Source organism: Kyrpidia sp. (genome assembly GCF_023512215.1).
GTDB lineage: Bacteria > Bacillota > Bacilli > Kyrpidiales > Kyrpidiaceae > Kyrpidia > Kyrpidia spormannii.
Window position 1 is genome coordinate 1 of record NZ_JAILZZ010000058.1, and the last position, 15,550, is coordinate 15,550.

General features: G+C 61.0%; 13 protein-coding genes. 3 read left to right on the forward strand and 10 right to left on the reverse strand.

Translation table 11 applies throughout. The features are described 5' to 3' along the window. Positions 1–210: 210 nt before the first annotated feature. Genes larC through K6T64_RS14590 form a run of 7 tightly spaced genes read right to left on the reverse strand, consistent with a single transcriptional unit; the run spans position 211 to position 7,972 of the window. Positions 211–1,461 (reverse strand): nickel pincer cofactor biosynthesis protein LarC, encoded by a 1,251-nt coding sequence (gene larC, locus K6T64_RS14560; protein WP_288010809.1) that lies wholly within the window; start codon positions 1,459–1,461, stop codon positions 211–213. Next, a complete protein-coding gene (larB, locus tag K6T64_RS14565; RefSeq protein ID WP_288010810.1) occupies positions 1,458–2,216 on the reverse strand; it encodes a nickel pincer cofactor biosynthesis protein LarB in 759 nt (252 codons plus the stop codon). Before larB ends, larC begins: the two co-directional genes overlap by 4 nt. Then, on the reverse strand, positions 2,213–3,061 hold the full coding sequence (gene larE / locus K6T64_RS14570) for an ATP-dependent sacrificial sulfur transferase LarE (protein WP_415270899.1): 849 nt from the start codon (positions 3,059–3,061) through the stop codon (positions 2,213–2,215). The genes larB and larE overlap by 4 nt, the downstream gene beginning before the upstream one ends. A 30-nt stretch (positions 3,062–3,091) precedes the next feature. Then, positions 3,092–4,456, reverse strand: coding sequence for a (Fe-S)-binding protein (locus K6T64_RS14575; protein WP_288010811.1), 1,365 nt, complete (start codon positions 4,454–4,456; stop codon positions 3,092–3,094). Next, positions 4,453–5,898, reverse strand: a complete 1,446-nt coding sequence (locus tag K6T64_RS14580; protein WP_288010812.1) for an FAD-binding oxidoreductase — start codon at positions 5,896–5,898, stop codon at positions 4,453–4,455. The genes K6T64_RS14575 and K6T64_RS14580 overlap by 4 nt, the downstream gene beginning before the upstream one ends. Continuing rightward, on the reverse strand, positions 5,895–7,157 hold the full coding sequence (locus K6T64_RS14585) for a nickel pincer cofactor-dependent isomerase, group 22 (RefSeq protein WP_288010813.1): 1,263 nt from the start codon (positions 7,155–7,157) through the stop codon (positions 5,895–5,897). Before K6T64_RS14585 ends, K6T64_RS14580 begins: the two co-directional genes overlap by 4 nt. Further along, positions 7,154–7,972 carry a FadR/GntR family transcriptional regulator gene (locus K6T64_RS14590; RefSeq protein ID WP_288010814.1) on the reverse strand — a complete coding sequence of 273 codons (819 nt, stop codon included), beginning with the start codon at positions 7,970–7,972 and terminating at the stop codon, positions 7,154–7,156. The genes K6T64_RS14585 and K6T64_RS14590 overlap by 4 nt, the downstream gene beginning before the upstream one ends. Positions 7,973–8,213: 241 nt before the next feature. Between K6T64_RS14590 and K6T64_RS14595 the strand changes: the two genes are divergently transcribed. Genes K6T64_RS14595 through K6T64_RS14605 form a run of 3 tightly spaced genes read left to right on the forward strand, consistent with a single transcriptional unit; the run spans position 8,214 to position 11,200 of the window. Beyond that, complete coding sequence (locus K6T64_RS14595) at positions 8,214–9,008, forward strand: MBL fold metallo-hydrolase (RefSeq protein ID WP_288010815.1); 795 nt, start codon at positions 8,214–8,216, stop codon at positions 9,006–9,008. Continuing rightward, positions 9,005–9,892: a DUF6282 family protein gene (locus K6T64_RS14600; RefSeq protein ID WP_288010816.1), complete on the forward strand. Its 888-nt coding sequence runs from the start codon at positions 9,005–9,007 to the stop codon at positions 9,890–9,892. The genes K6T64_RS14595 and K6T64_RS14600 overlap by 4 nt, the downstream gene beginning before the upstream one ends. A gap of 27 nt (positions 9,893–9,919) precedes the next feature. Beyond that, complete coding sequence (locus K6T64_RS14605; RefSeq protein WP_288010817.1) at positions 9,920–11,200, forward strand: MFS transporter; 1,281 nt, start codon at positions 9,920–9,922, stop codon at positions 11,198–11,200. 293 nt (positions 11,201–11,493) lie between these two features. Here the strand turns inward: K6T64_RS14605 and kapD are convergent, their stop codons facing one another. The 3 genes from kapD to K6T64_RS14620 form a co-directional block, all read right to left on the reverse strand. After that, a complete protein-coding gene (gene kapD / locus K6T64_RS14610) occupies positions 11,494–12,132 on the reverse strand; it encodes a 3'-5' exonuclease KapD (protein WP_100667419.1) in 639 nt (212 codons plus the stop codon). Positions 12,133–12,383: 251 nt separating this feature from the next. After that, a complete protein-coding gene (locus K6T64_RS14615; RefSeq protein ID WP_288010818.1) occupies positions 12,384–13,592 on the reverse strand; it encodes an acyl-CoA dehydrogenase in 1,209 nt (402 codons plus the stop codon). Between the two features lie 113 nt (positions 13,593–13,705). Next, positions 13,706–15,481, reverse strand: a complete 1,776-nt coding sequence (locus K6T64_RS14620) for an adenine deaminase C-terminal domain-containing protein (RefSeq protein ID WP_288010819.1) — start codon at positions 15,479–15,481, stop codon at positions 13,706–13,708. Positions 15,482–15,550: the final 69 nt, after the last annotated feature.

Here is a 15,550-nt window from a genome sequence, read left to right on the forward strand (position 1 = left end):
TGCAGCTTGGGCCAGGGTGATTTCTCGGCGCAGCAGACCACTCACGTCCACATCGATATGTTCGGACATCGTCGATAACTCGAGCCGTCCCAGGCCCCGGCTGTCCGCTCTGGGGCTACACTGACTATCTTGTCAGATTTTCATTTGAGATTAAAACGAAGGGGTGGAGAGAGGGACCATCGCAGCGGAACGCAACGGGACCCCAATGATCTACAAGCCCTTCGATCCCACCTGCCGTACGACCTCCTGATACACCCATTTGAGCGGCACCCCGTGCTCCTCCGCCCGGACGCGACAGTCCTCATACTCCGGGGCAACATTCACCACTCGTTCGTGCCGGTAAGCAATTTTCACCCGCACCGGTCCATAAGGGGTCTCCACTGTTTCTGTCCGGCGGTCCAGGGCCTCCCGGCGCACCCCGTACTCCCGCACCCCGATGGATGAACTCTGGGCGAAAATTTCTTCTTTAACGGCCTCCAATCGATCCGCCGTGCACAGTGCCCGGATCTCCATGCCCGGCCGGCCCTTTTTCATGATTATCGGCACGATCCAGGCGTCCAACGCCCCCACCTCCAGCAGCCGGGGCACCAGGTACCCCGCCCACTCGGGGCTCATATCGTCCACATTCGTTTCAACCACAAAATAGCGATCCCCCCCTCCCGCCTCCACCGCCGCCGCTCCACTCCCCTCCATCTCCAAGCCGGCCTCGATTCCGGAGCCGCCCGGTTGAACCGCTTTCCCTGACTCGGACACTCGCTCCCCCACTTGAATCCGCAGCACATTCGGAACCGGAAGTTCCCTCGACCCGGCCCCGTACCCCACAGCATCTGCGACATAGCGCAGCCCCCCGGCCGGCCGGGACAGGGTCCGCAAGATCGCCGCCCCGGTGGGAGTCACCGTCTCCCCCCAGAGGCCGCTGGAGTACACCGGAAACCCCTTTAACAACTCCACCGTCGCCGGGGCAGGCACGGGAATTGGCCCGTGGGCGGACACCGTCCAGCCTCCGCCCACCTCAAGGGGTGAGACAAAACATTCCGGCATCCCGAGAAGATACCAGCCCGCCATGGCCCCGACGATGTCGACGATGGCATCCACCGCCCCGACCTCATGAAAATGCACGTCCTCCGGAGACGTGCCGTGCACTTTGCCTTCCGCCTCGGCCAACAAGCGAAAAGCCTGGATGGCCCGCTCCCTCACCGCCTGGGGAAGGGTACTCTTATCAAGAATCTGCAAAATATCCGCCAGCCGCCGATGCGGTTGTTCTCCGCCGGACTCCACATCGACTTTCAACGCGGTGATGCCCCGCTTGGTCACCCGCCGAATAATCAGGACATAACCCCCGAGCTGCAGTCCACCCAGGATCTCCCGCCAACGGTGTTCCGGAGCGCCGGCGTCCAGCCAAGCCCCTAAAAACATATCTCCGCTGGCTCCGGCAAACCCCTCGATATACGCGACCTTCACGCCGATTCCCCCAACCCGTTGATCAGAGCGGCCATGTATCCGGCGCCAAATCCGTTGTCGATGTTCACCACCGCCACCCCCGGGGCGCAACTCGCCAACATCCCCATCAAAGGCGTCAGTCCCTGCCACTGGGCACCGTAGCCCACACTGGTGGGCACCCCGATGACCGGTTTGTCCACAAGGCCCGCCACCACACTCACCAAGGCCCCCTCCATCCCGGCCACCACCACGATCACCCGGGCCCGGTACAAGCGATCCAGTTGGGTCAAAAGCCGGTGAAGCCCGGCCACCCCCACATCCGCCAGCAGTTCGACGCGGGCCCCCATCAACTCCGCTGTCACCATCGCCTCCCGGGCCACGGGGAGATCCGAGGTTCCGGCGCAGACCACCAACACATCCCCAATCTTGCGCCTGGGCTCTTGACGAATCACCACCGTGCGGGCCAAAGGGTCATATTCACACTCCGGCACCCTCATCCGGAGCAGCTCCGCCACCCGGGGCTCGGCCCGGGTGCCAAGGACGTTTCCCCCCTGACGGGCCAAGCGCTCCAGGATTTCCGCCGCCTGCTCCGGCGTTTTTCCCTCACAGTACACCACTTCCGGGAAGCCCTTGCGCAGGGCCCGGTGGTGATCCAGCCGGGCATACCCGAGATCTTCCGCCGACAGGCGACCCAGGGCCCGAAAACCCTCCTCCACCGTCCACTCCCCCCGCTGGACGGCTTCCAGAACCTCCCGAAACCCCCTGGGCTCCCTCATCCTTCTTCCGCTCCCCCGGACACGGACCGCCGCGATCCGACCGGCGCCAGCATCTCGTTGAGGCTCCCCGTTCGATACCCCTGTAAATCCATACAGACGTAGGTATACCCGATAGCTTTCAACTGGGCCGTCACCTCGTCCGCCGCAGCCACCAGCCGCTCCCTCTCCCCGGGCTCCACCTCGATTCGGGCGAGGGTCCCGTGTTGACGCACCCGAACCTGCCGAAAACCGAGGGCCATCAAAAACGACTCCGCCCGGTCCACCATCGTCAATTTTTCCAAGGTAATCCGCTCCCCGTAGGGAATTCGGGAAGAAAGACAGGCAAAAGAGGGCTTGTTCCATGTGCGTAGTCCCATCTCCCGGGATAGCTGGCGAATCTCCGCCTTGGTGAGCCCCGCCTCCTGAAGGGGCGCCCGCACCCCCCTCTCCACCGCCGCCCTGAGTCCCGGGCGATGGTCCCCGAGATCGTCAGCAATGGCCCCGAAGATCACGTGGTCATATCCTTTTTGTTTGGCGAGGGGAATCAAATGGCTGAACAGCTCTTGTTTACAAAAATAACATCGGTCGACGGGGTTTTCGGCATACCCCGGAATCTCCAGTTCCCGGGTCTGGATCAGCAGGTGCGGGCTGCCCAGCTCCCGGGCCAATTCCACCGCTTCCCGCCGTTCCCGCTCGGGGTAGGTTTCCGAATCCGCCGTCACCGCCAACACCCGGTCCGGTCCCAAAGCTTCCAGGGCCGCCTTCAACAAAAAGGTGCTGTCCACCCCTCCGGAGAAGGCGATCACCACCCGGCCCAATTCACGCAGGCGGTCGATTAGCACCCGGCATTTGTCATGGGCTTCCACGCCCTTCACCCCCGATCCCGTCATCGTGGATTAGACCTTGCCCCCGGCTCCTCCTACCTCTTCCACCCCGCAGGCCCAGGCCAAAAGCTCGACCAAGTGGATCGCCTCTTTGGGCCCGCTCTCCGCCGCCGACCCGGACCGGCGCACCCCGAGGCGCATTTGGAGAAGACAACCCGGGTTCGATGTCACCACCCAATCGGTGCCCGTCCGTATCGCCTTTTCCATTTTCTCGTCGAGCACCGCCATGGACTCCTCGTAATGGACTGCGTTATAAATCCCCGCCGACCCGCAGCAGCGGTCCATCTCTTCCATCTCCACGTACTCAACACCCGGAATCCTCCGCAACACCTCCACCGGCTCATTTTTTACCCCTTCGACGTTGCGGAGGTGACAAGAGGGCTGGTAGGTCACCCGCAGGGGTACCTCCCGCACGAAAGCGCTGTCCGGCGCCTGAACGGCCAACTCGCTGATGTCTTTGACCTTGGCGGCGAATTTAGCAGCCCGATCGGCCCACTCGGGATCGTCCGCCAATAGGCGCGGATACTCGGTGAGCATGGCCCCACAACCGCCTGCGTTGTGCAGGATCACTTCCGCTCCGGAAGCTTCAAAGGCCGCGATGTTGCGCTTGGCCAGTTCCTTCGCTCCGTCCAGATCCCCGGCGTGGGCGTGCAGGGCGCCGCAGCAGCGCTGCTCATCGGGAACCACCACTTTCCAGCCGAACTTCGCCGCCACTTCCCCGGTCAATCGGTTCAGGTGCTGAAACAGGACATCCATGATACATCCGCGAAAAAGCATGGCCGTGCCGATGGGCTTCGCATCTTTGTCCACCGGCCGGTAGACCTTCGGCGCCCGGCGCCGGGTACGAGGCCCATCGACCTTGGGGAGCACCGGGGCAAAAGCCCGCATCCCCTCAGGCCATATCGGCCACGAAGCCCCCCAACGCCCAACGGGGCCCATTCTCTGGTACATCCAAACGAAATCTCCGGCAGCCTGTAACCGGTCGGGCTCTGGCCACACATTTCGCAAAAGCCATGCCAACGCCCGGTCCCCCTTGCCCGGGTTTTCTTTCATCTTGCGTTCTCGCAGGTAATGCCGGGTCTCCTCCAAGATCTGGCCATACGGCACCCCCACCGGGCACGCCTCTTCACAAGCCCGGCAGCCGAGGCACAGGTCGATGGGCTCCTCCACCACTTTCCAGTCCGTTCGCCCCTCGGCGAGCATGCGAACCAAATTGATCCGTCCCCGGGGGGAATGGGTTTCTTTTTCCATGGTCCGGTACGTCGGGCAAGCGGGCAGACAATACCCGCATTGCACGCAGCGTAAAGCCTCGTCGTAAGGGAGATCCTCCAACACCTGAACCGCCGGCGTCTCCACAGATTTCGCCGCTTCGCTCATGATGTGAACACCAGCCTATCCTTGCCGGGTTCCGGAAAAATTTTCCCGGGGTTCATAATGTTGTTCGGATCCCAAGCCCGCTTGATCCGCTTCGTCATCTCCACCCCGACCTCTCCCAACTGCCACGTCAAAAATGGCGCCTTCATCGTGCCGATGCCGTGTTCCCCGGACAAGGTCCCCCCCATCTCCAAAGCCGCGCGGAAAATCTCCGCCACCGCCTCTTCCACCCGCTTCATCTCTTCCCGGTCCCGGAGATCGCACAGGATGTTCGGGTGGAGATTCCCATCACCGGCGTGGCCGAACACCACCAGCTCCACCCCGTACTTGTTGCGAATCTCCCGGAGTTTGGCGAACATGTCCGGAATCCGGCTGCGGGGCACCGTGGCGTCCTCGGAGATTTTGGTGGGTTTGATCCGGGCGATGGCCGGAGAAATCTGCCGGCGGGCAAACCACAGTCGATCCCGGGCCGACTCATCCGCCGCCACCTCCACCGACCGCGCCCCCAATTGCCGACAAATCTCCGCGGCCTGACGGATCTCGTCGTCCACGGCGGCGGGGTGACCGTCCACCTCCACGAGCAATACTGCTTCGGCGTCGACAGGGAGACCACTGGGCCGGAACGCCTCCACGGCCCGAAGGCAGGCCTGGTCGATGATTTCCAAAGCTCCCGGGAGAATCCCCGAGGTCAAAATCTTGGAAATGGCCTTCCCCGCCACCACCAGGTCGTCAAAAATCGCCAAGGCCGTCCGCCTGGCCTGGGGTTTTGGCAGCAGGCGCAACACGGCTTCCGTGACGATGCCCAAGGTCCCTTCGGAGCCGACGATCAGCCTCGTCAAATCGTACCCCGTCACATTCTTGATCGTGTGGCCTCCGGTGCGAAACACCCTCCCGTCGGCAGTCACCACCTCAAGGCCTAGCACATAATCCCGGGTCACCCCGTATTTCAGCCCCCTGGGGCCGCCGGAGTTCTCCGCGATATTGCCCCCGATGGTGGAAATCCGGGAACTGCTCGGATCCGGCGGATAAAACAAACCATGGCGCTCCGCCGCCTTCTGCAGATCCAAGGTTCGCACACCCGGCGACACCACCGCCACCAAATCGTCCGGGTAGATCTCCAGCTTCCCATCCATCTTCGACAGATCCACCACGATGCCCCCGTACACCGGCAGCGGACCGCCGCTCAGACAACTGCCCGATCCCCGGGGGTACAAAGGAATCCGCTCCCTCGCCGCCGTCCGCACCACCGCCTGCACTTCCTCGGTACTCTTCGGTTGCACCACACAATCCGGCACATAGACCCCGAAGGACGCGTCATAAGCATAACTCAACCGATCCGCCTCGGAGGTCAGCACCCGACCGGGGCCGAGAATCCCCCGCAACTCTTCAATGGGCACCGCGCGCCGGGGGCCGCTGGCCACCCGACTCTCTTCTCCCGCACTCATCCACGGTCCTTCCCTTCTTCTTCCTCTTCCCAAACCAGGTCGCCATCTGCAGTAAACGTCACATCCCGCAGGGCCCCTACCCCGGCCACGTCCGGCCATGTCTGCGCCTCTTCCCACAGCGCCTCCCCCACCCGGACCTCGCCGAGCTCCAGGGTATTGGCCACCGCCATCCAGCGCACCTGGTGCGGCGGCCGTTTTAACGCTCGAAAGGCTGCGTCAAGCATTTCTTTTTCACTGGAAAATGTCATAGGAACGGCGGCCCGGGCGACGAACCCGCTCGTCAAACAGTTCAAATACGTGGCGGCGCGGTCGATTTTCGCCGCCAATTTCTCTGTGGTAAAATCCGCCAGACCAATCCCCGTGGCGTTCCCGTGGGAAGCTTCGGACAGGTCGCACACCGCAATGTAGGTGATTTGAACATCTTGCGGCTCCGGGACCCCGGTGATACGCAACCGGCCGATCACATTCGTGTCCATCCCGGTGCCGCTGAAATTCTTCCCCATCTCCCGAACCACCAACAGGTCAAGCCGATCGGTCGGTAGGCCGGGCATCAGCCGCCTGGCTTCCTGGAGCAACGCCCGGTCGCCCGCCAAAAGATCCGCCGCCCGAAATCCCCGTATGTGAGCGGGGCGCTCCCAGCTGTTCTCGACGATACCCAGCCCACCGATCACCGGCAGCCGGCGAAGAACTTCCCCGGCGATCTCCGGCACCACCCCGGGGAGATGGCCGACCCCGAGACGATGAACCGCCTCGGCCCCCGCCGCCCGACCCATCCCTACGCTGAGCATTTTCGCCAGGCCGCTCTCGTGGGGACCGTGAAACGAAGTGTGGGGCTTTACCCGGTTCACCACGAGGATCGCGTCCGCCTCCGCAGCTTCCCGGGCCACATACACCGGAAGCCCAGAGGGTGTTTCCCCCACCTGCACGACCTCGGAGGAGCAGCTCACCGGCGCCCCCACCGCCTCTTCGCTGATCCCAAGAGAAGCGAGGATCTGCCTCTGCCCCTCGGCGGTGCCCCCGCCGTGGCTCCCCATTGCCGCAAAAAGGAACGGGTCGCCGCCAAAAGACCGGATGGTTTGAACCACTGTCCGCAAAATCCGGTCGATCCCGAAAATACCCCGGCTGCCGGCGGGAATCGCCACCCGGAGTGGACGGTCAAAGGCTCGGCCCAGGACTGCCGCAGTCTCCCGCTCCACCACCCCTTCGAGATCGGCGATCTCCGGGGTTTCCAGATTCCGGCGCACCCGAGCCCACTTCATCGCCCGGACTCCTCTCCGGACGGAAAAGGCGAGGCCACGCTTTCCGGTTCGCCCACCCTGGTGCCGGGTCCTTGTAGCTCGTCATGGGTCTGCCCATCCTCCGGCGGTTTTAAATTCATTTCCCGCTGCACTTTCTCCCGAACCTTTCCCAGGTGAAAAGCCATGGCCGCCCGGGCCTCTTCCGGGCGACGCTCCCGAATCGCCTGGTAGATGCGATCGTGCTCGTCATAAACCTCCCGCATGCGCTTGAGGTTGCCTTGGTTCTGTCCCAAGGTGTAACGCATCCCTTCCCGGACCAAATCGGATACCCGGGCCATCAATTCAACCAGGATGGGATTGCCGGTGGCTTTAGCGACCGCCTGATGAAACTGAAGATCCCCGGCATCGCCAACCCGCCCGGCCCGGAGTTCGTCCAGGTAACCCTGCATCGCCCTTTCGATCTCCGCTTTCTCCCGATCCCCTGCCCGCCGGGCGGCCAACTCCGCCGCCGACGTTTCGAGGATGCTCCGCATCTCCAAAAGGTGTAAGATTTGCTTGGGAAATGCGATCATCGACACCGCCACCGGGGGAATATACCGGGAAAGATCGGCTTCGAGCACGAAGCTCCCCTCGCCCTGGCGGACGTCGATGATGCCGGCCGAGGCGAGCACCGAAAGCGCCTCCCGGACCGAGGCCCGACTGACGCCAAACTGTTTCGCCAACTCTTTCTCGGGGGGTAGTTTGGTTCCCGGCGGATACACGCCGGACTGGATCAATTCTTTTAACTGTTCCACGACCGCCTCAGACAACTTCGAGCGCCGCACCGGCTGGATCATGGGCATCACCTATTTGTCTAGTGATCAGACATCTTCACGCAACTTTAGCGTATCCAAGAATTCAACCGGTGTCAAGATGTGTCGCGGGATTCCTACTCTTTCTGTTTAATCGCGATTGACAATATGATTCTCTCCTGTATATCCTTAAAAAAGATATCAGACAACCTGATCACCAGATTATTGGGTGATCTTTCGATTTTCACAACCCTAGTTACCTTGTGCTGAAAGGCTGGGAATGTCTATGAGGCCTTCGATCGAAGTCTTGTTTCAAGGATTTCCAGGGAAAACGGACCGAGGGTTCTTGGGCTGGAGTTCCTGCGTACTCCTGCGCGGCGAGCACACCGGCTTGTTCGACACCGCCGGGTTTGCAGAGAGACAGGAATTGGTCCACCGACTCAAACGTCGCGGCCTGTCTCCCGAGCACATCGACTACGTCGTTCTGAGCCACTTTCATTTCGATCATGCTGCCAACGTGCTCCTGTTCCCCAAGGCCACCATTTACCTGCATGAACTCGAGCTTCAGCACGTCCGGGAATCCGGCCGGATCGATTACGCGGTGCCCTGGGAAATGTTCGAGACAGTGTCTCGCACAGGCCGCCTACAGACCCTAAAAGGGGCATCGGGGACACTGCCGGAAGGATTGGCTTGGATGCACACGCCCGGTCATACCCCGGGGTCAATCTCCCTCGTGGTCGACTCACCGAGGGGCCGTTTCGCACTGGCGGCTGACGCGATCAAGAACCGCGATGAAGCCAGAACGGGAAATGTGTGGATGTCTGTGGACCCCGCCGCCAGTCGTGAGAGTATCGCCCGCATTCTCGATACGGCCGATTGGGTGGTCCCGGGGCATGATGGGATTTTGCGTGTAAACCATGTTCCAAACGGCCGGGAGGTTCACGCCACGGAACGGACCCGCGGGATCATCGACCTCATCCTCACAGAGGTGGATTCACAAATCCACGTCACAAATTCGGATGGGCAGCAGATCAAGGGAATGTCCCCAGTTTATTTTGAAATAAAAGGAGATCCATCATGAATATCGATCGGTCTTTTTTGCAGGGGTTTATTGACATTCATGTCCACTCGGCCCCAAGCATTTTCCCCCGTTCGGTCACTGACCAAGAATTGGCGGAACAAGTTCGCGATGCGGGGATGCGGGGATTCGTGCTGAAAGCTCATGAAGAGTGCACCGTCTCCCGGGCGGAAATCCTGAAGAGATCCTTTCCCGAGTTAGATATTTTCGGGTCCTTGGTGTTAAACGTGTTCGTGGGTGGGTTAAACCCCTACGCGGTGGATCTAGCCCTGAAGCGCGGCGCCAAGATCATCTGGATGCCTACCGGGTCGGCCAAACATCATCTAGGTTTTTACGGCGGGTCGGATTATTCGGCCCAGAAATCCGAAGTGGCGCTCAGACCCTTGCAGGGTATCGAAATCTTGGACAAACAGGGCCGGGTGATACCCGTCTTGTACGAGATTCTCGACATGATCGCCGAAGCCGGTGCAGTGGCAGCCTCAGGGCACCTGTCTCCTCGGGAAACCATAGCCTTTGTCGAAGCAGCCCAGGAGCGGGGAGTTGAAAAAATCCTCGTCGCCCACCCGGATCTTGGGGTGACCCAGATGCCCCTGGACCTGCAGGTCGACTTGGCCCGAAAGGGGGCCTATTTGGAAAAATCCTACCTCCCCTTGATGCCGGACTGGAAGACAATCGATATCGAACAGATGGTGGAAAGTATTCGCCGGATCGGACCGGAGCGATGCGTGCTGCAAACGGATTTTGGACAGGTCAATCACCCGTCACCGCCGGAAGGATACCGGTCCTTTGTCTCCCTATTGCGCAAATCGGGGCTACCCGACCGGGACATCCGCCGAATGGGGGCTCAAAATCCAGCTGAGTTGCTCAATCTGCCCGATAAAAGTTGAACCTAAGACTGCAGAGGAGGCGGAAGAATGGAGCGTACAACAACCGCAACAATCGAGAAAACCGCAGTCGAGCAAGCGCCCGCCCATTGGTGGCAGGTCGGCCCCCAGGCCTGGAAGGCACTCATCGCTTCGGGACTTGGGTGGATGCTCGATTCCATGGATGTCATGTTGTATTCGATGATCCTGGTCAACATTATGGCAGACCTTCACATGAACAAATCCATCGGCGGACTGCTGGCCTCTTTGACCCTTTTGAGTTCGGCGGCAGGAGGTATCCTCTTTGGGGTGCTTGCCGATCGAATCGGGCGCACCCGATCTCTTTTGTACAGCGTCCTGATCTATTCAGTATTTACCGCCCTTTCTGGTTTTTCCCAAACCGTGAGTCAACTGGCCTTGTTTCGAGTCTTGCTCGGTCTAGGCATGGGCGGGGAGTGGGTGGCAGGTGCCGCCTTGGTCACCGAGGCTTGGCCGGCGGAACACCGGGGTAAAGCGATGGGGTTTGTGCAAGGCTGCTGGGCCATCGGCTATGCCGCAGCCTCATTGATTACGGCTTTGGTACTCCCCACCTTCGGATGGCGGGCAGTGTTCTTCGTCGGAATCCTGCCGGCTCTGATCATTTACGCGGTACGGCGGACGGTGAAAGAACCGGAAATTTGGACACAGCGCCAGGCCACCGGGGGGCGTCGCGGATCGTGGCAAACGTTTGCGGAGATTTTCCACGCGCCCCATCTGAAATGGACGGTCCTCGGTTCGGCGCTGAGCTTGTTCGCGCAGTTCGGTTACTGGGGCTTGTTCACCTGGATTCCGACCTATTTGGGCACCTCGGCGGCTGAAGGAGGAGCCGGGCTCACCGTCACGAAAACCGCCCTCTGGGTGATCATCATGCAGGTGGGTAGCTGGCTGGGCTATGTGACCTTCGGATTTATCGCGGATCGAATCGGCCGGCGCTGGACGTTCTTCTTGTTTTTCGCCGGGGCCGCCGTTCTGGTACCCTTTTACGGATTGACACACACTGCGTCCACCCTGTTGCTCTTGGGACCCTTCGTAGCGTTTTTCGGATCGGGGTACTTCAGCGGGTTTGGTGCGGTGCTGGCGGAGTTGTTCCCCACAGCAATCCGGGCCACGGGACAGGGATTCACCTACAATTTTGGCCGGGGAGTCAGCGCCTCAGCGCCCTTTGTCGTCGGCACCCTCGCCATGACCATGGGACTGGGCAGCGCCTTTTTCGCCACCGCCCTCTCCTTCGCTTTGGCGGCCATCACCACTTTGGTCTTTCTTCCTGAGACCAAAGGCAAGGAGTTGGTATAAAGCAGAAAAGGCATATACCTTCACAAACGAACCACTGTGACCGCGATCATAGGCCGCGGCTGCCACTGGCGATACGATGATCGCCGTCCGGCTGCGCCACTCTCTGCGCGCCGGAGCCCCGCGGTCCGAGGAGATGGCCGGGATGAAATGGGCGGCCTTACATTACTGGACTTTCGGGCTTCTCTTCGCTGCCGGGCTCTGGCTCGGTCGCTGAGGAGTCCGGACCCTCGATCAAAGGATCGGCACACCAGCGCCTAAAAAGTCAAGCGGGCGACGCCTCCGTTCGCCCGCTTTCATTTGGCCGTTTTGACCTGCCAGTCATGCAGTTTCTTCCACACATCCTCCAAATCCACCCGGTCCCCGAGGGTCATCCGCTCCCGGCGATTCAGATACTCCTTATCCTTTTCGATCATCCGGAAAATCTCCACGGTGGTCAGCGCGTCGTCCAGGGCTCGGTGGTGACGGCCAACCCCCGTTCGCCCGTACTCCTCAATCGCCTTCCAGAGGCCGGTCTGCTGGCGATTCCCGAAAAACCGTTTATATTCTAAGGACAGATCCCGCTCCCGGCGATCGAAAGGAAAGGGCAGCCCGGCATGGCTACAGTTTTCCCGCAGCACCTGCAAATCGGCGTTTCCCCAAGTGACCGGCGTGGTCGGGCACAACTCGACATAAGTCTGCAAAGTCTCCACCAGTTCACGAAAGGAGATCCCCGCGTCCACATCTTCCTGGCGAATCTGTAAAAAGTTCTTGCACCGCTCGGTCAAGGTGGGAAATCGCATCGGGCGCACGAAAGTGGACAATCGGTCAAAGATCTCGCCGTCGATCACCGAGACCAGACCCAGCTCGATGATCTCCGGCCGAAACTGTTCGGGCATCGATCGATCTTCCGGCATGGTGAACTCAAAATCAAGAAAGAGCAACTGTTCACTCAATCCTGTTCCCCCCGCTCCGTCACATCCCTCGACACCAGTCTACCACAGCCGGAAGAGATGGGGTGGATCCGGGCCGGCCAACGCAGCGCAAAGAGTATTCGCGCTCCCTTGCCGGTCCCTCCGTCCCGCCGAACCCCCGAGCCACCCAACTCCTCCTTCCGTCCTTCGTATCGAACGGTCGGTTGGCAATCCGAATCCCCTTGCTCATCCCCGGCGCCCAGAAGGGAGGGCCCCCCACTCTGTTCCTGCCTCTAGCCCTTCCGCCCCCTAATCTCCTGCTTCGCGATGGACATGCGGTGCACCTCGTCGGGACCGTCGGCGATGCGCAGCGTGCGGATGTTCGCCCACATCCGCGCCAAGGGCGTGTCGCTGGTCACCCCCGCCCCTCCGAAGGCCTGAATCGCCCGGTCAATCACCCGGAGAGCCGTGTTCGGGGCCACCACTTTAATCATGGCGATCTCCTTTCGGGCCGCCTTATTCCCGACGGTATCCATCATGTAGGCCGCCTTTAACGTCAGCAGCCGGGCTTGTTCGATCTCGATTCGAGAGTTCGCGATCCATTCCATAATGACCCCTTGTTCCACCAAGGGCTTCCCGAAAGCCACGCGATTTTTCACCCGGTCGATCATCAACTCCAGCGCCCGTTCCGCCGCTCCGATGGAACGCATACAGTGGTGAATCCGGCCGGGCCCCAGTCTCCCCTGGGCAATGGCAAACCCTTTCCCTTCTTCCCACAGGATGTTCGACGCCGGCACCCGCACATTTTCATAGGTGATCTCGGCGTGGCCGTGGGGAGCGTCGTCATACCCGAAAACCGGCAACTGACGCTCGATTTTCACCCCGGGGGTATCCAAGGGCACCAGAATCATCGACTGTTGCTCGTGTCTTGGCGCATTGGGGTTCGTCTTGCCCATGACGATGGCGATTTTACACCGGGGATCCCCCGCCCCAGAGGACCACCATTTGCGCCCATTGATGACGTATTCGTCCCCGTCCCTGACAATGCTCGCCTGGATGTTCGTGGCGTCCGACGAGGCCACATCCGGCTCGGTCATACTAAAGCAAGAGCGGATTTCCCCGTTCAACAGGGGAATCAGCCATTGCCGCTTCTGCTCCTCGCTTCCGTAGCGCACCAATACCTCCATGTTGCCCGTGTCCGGCGCAGAGCAATTGAAGACCTCCGGCCCAATGAACGAACGGCCCATGATCTCGGCCAGGGGCGCATACTCCAGGTTTGTCAGCCCTGCCCCGTACTCGCTGTCCGGCAAAAATAGGTTCCACAAACCGGCCGCCTTGGCTTTCGCCTTCATCTCCTCCATAATCGGCGGGATCGTCCACCGGCTGGGCGCCTCCCGCAGCTGCTGCTCATACACCTCTTCCCCCGGATACACGACCTCCTCCATGAACTCTGTCAATCGGCGCTGCAGCTGTTTCACCTTCTCCGAGTATTCAAAATCCACGGCCATCCCTCCCCGTATCGGTGCGCGGCCCTTGCCAAACGCCCGGTCCCCGCCCTACTCCCAGTCTAAAGTGAAAATACAGAACCGGCAACCGGTTCTATGGATGCTGACGATCAGGCCCTCACCGGCAAATTACGCCGTTTTCGAACCACCTGCGCCCTTTTGACATCGTACAGCCCCAAAGGCGTCAGGCGAAGCCCCGGGAGAAAATCACAGGTCAAAAAGAGCAGGGAATACAAAATGTCGTGAAAGGGAAATCCCCGATCGTGGACCGCCGCCAGAAGCCGGTCGTGGTCCCGCACCACCTGGGCAAAGGGCCCGTCGGACATGATTCCGTACAGGGGCAAGGGGATCTCCAGTTTGACCTCCCCGTCTTCGGCCAGTGCGATCCCGCCCCCCATCTGCCGCACCCGCTCCGCCGCAACGGCCATGGCCCCGGGATCCCTGCCGATGACGAGAAGCTCGGTGGTGGTGTTGTAGGTGGAGGCGAGCCCCCCGATCCGGCCGGCGAACCCCTGGATCACCCCTTTGGCCACCCAGGTCCCATCCCGGGCTACCAAAGCGGCATAGGCCAGATCCGGCCGGCCGCCGATCGCCACGTATTCGCCGTCTGTCGACAGCGCGGCATCCGTACGCCGGGTGATGACATTACTGATAAATTCGATCACCGGCACCTTTTCCCCGTCTTTCGCCTCAAATCGGTACAGATCGGGATCCGCCAGTACCTCTGCGGAGACGGACAATGGTTTCATGGAAGGATAGCGGTCCCATGCAATCTCAGGTAGCGGCGCGATCAGCCGGCCATCCCGGGCGACTTCCCGTCCTCCCCTCACAACCCGATCCGGACGAAAACTCTCCAAATCCGGGAGGATCAGTACATCCGCCCGGCGCCCGGGTGCAATCCCGCCGATGTAGTCATCGAGCTTCAGGTACTGGGCCGCGTTGAGGGTCACCATCTGCACGGCGGTGACGGCCGGCACGCCCATCCGCACGGCCTGGCGAAGAAGCCCGTCCATAAACCCGTTCTCTTCAATAAAAGACGGATTCGGCCCGTCCGTGGTCATCAGGAGCCGCTGAGTGCTGATCTGCCCTTCTACCACCGGTTCGATCAACTCTTGCAGATCCGGGCGCAGTGAACTGTTGCGCAGCACCGTCCACAGCCCCAGGCGCAACCGGTCCAGCACCTCCAGGGCGGTGATCGCCTCGTGGCAGGCACTCAGCCCCCCGGCCGACAAGGCGTTTAATTTTTCAAAGGAACAGCCCGCGGTGTGGCCATCGGATACCTTCCCCAACCGTTTCGCGAATTCCATCGTGTCCACGATCAGGGGGTCGCCCTGGTACAACATGGGCCAGCGGGTCAGCTCCGCCGTTCCGATCACATCTTCGTGTTCGAGCAGCTTCCGCACGAAGACCGGGTCAAACCACTCCTCTTCTTCCGGATACCCCGCCTGGGCAACGATCCGGGCGAGCCACAGTTGATTGATGGGCACATCCCGCAGCGCCTCGATCAGCCGCACAGTCCCCTTGTAGCCTAAATGAAGGTAGAAAAAAAGGGTGTCGTGAACCACCGTGGTTGTCCCCAGAGGCACGATCCGCTCCGCCAGGCTCACCGGATTGTACAAAATCCAGGGGTGCGAGTGGGCTTCGATATACCCCGGCACCACGAACATCCCCGCCGCATCCACCACCTGGGTCTCGTCCCCTACGGCGACCTCCCGGGGCCCGACATAGGCGATGCGATCTTTGTAGATCGCGACGTGGTGGGGCAACAACTCCCCAGAATAGACGTTGACCACCGTACCACCCCGAATGAAGAGATCGGCCGGCCGATCCCCCCGGGCCACCTCAATCAATTCTCGTCGATTGGCTTCAAACTTTTGGATCCGCACCCCACCGCCTCCATTTCTTCCTCGATGGTTGGAAAACCACCATCTTTGCCATACTGTTATAGTAGACTG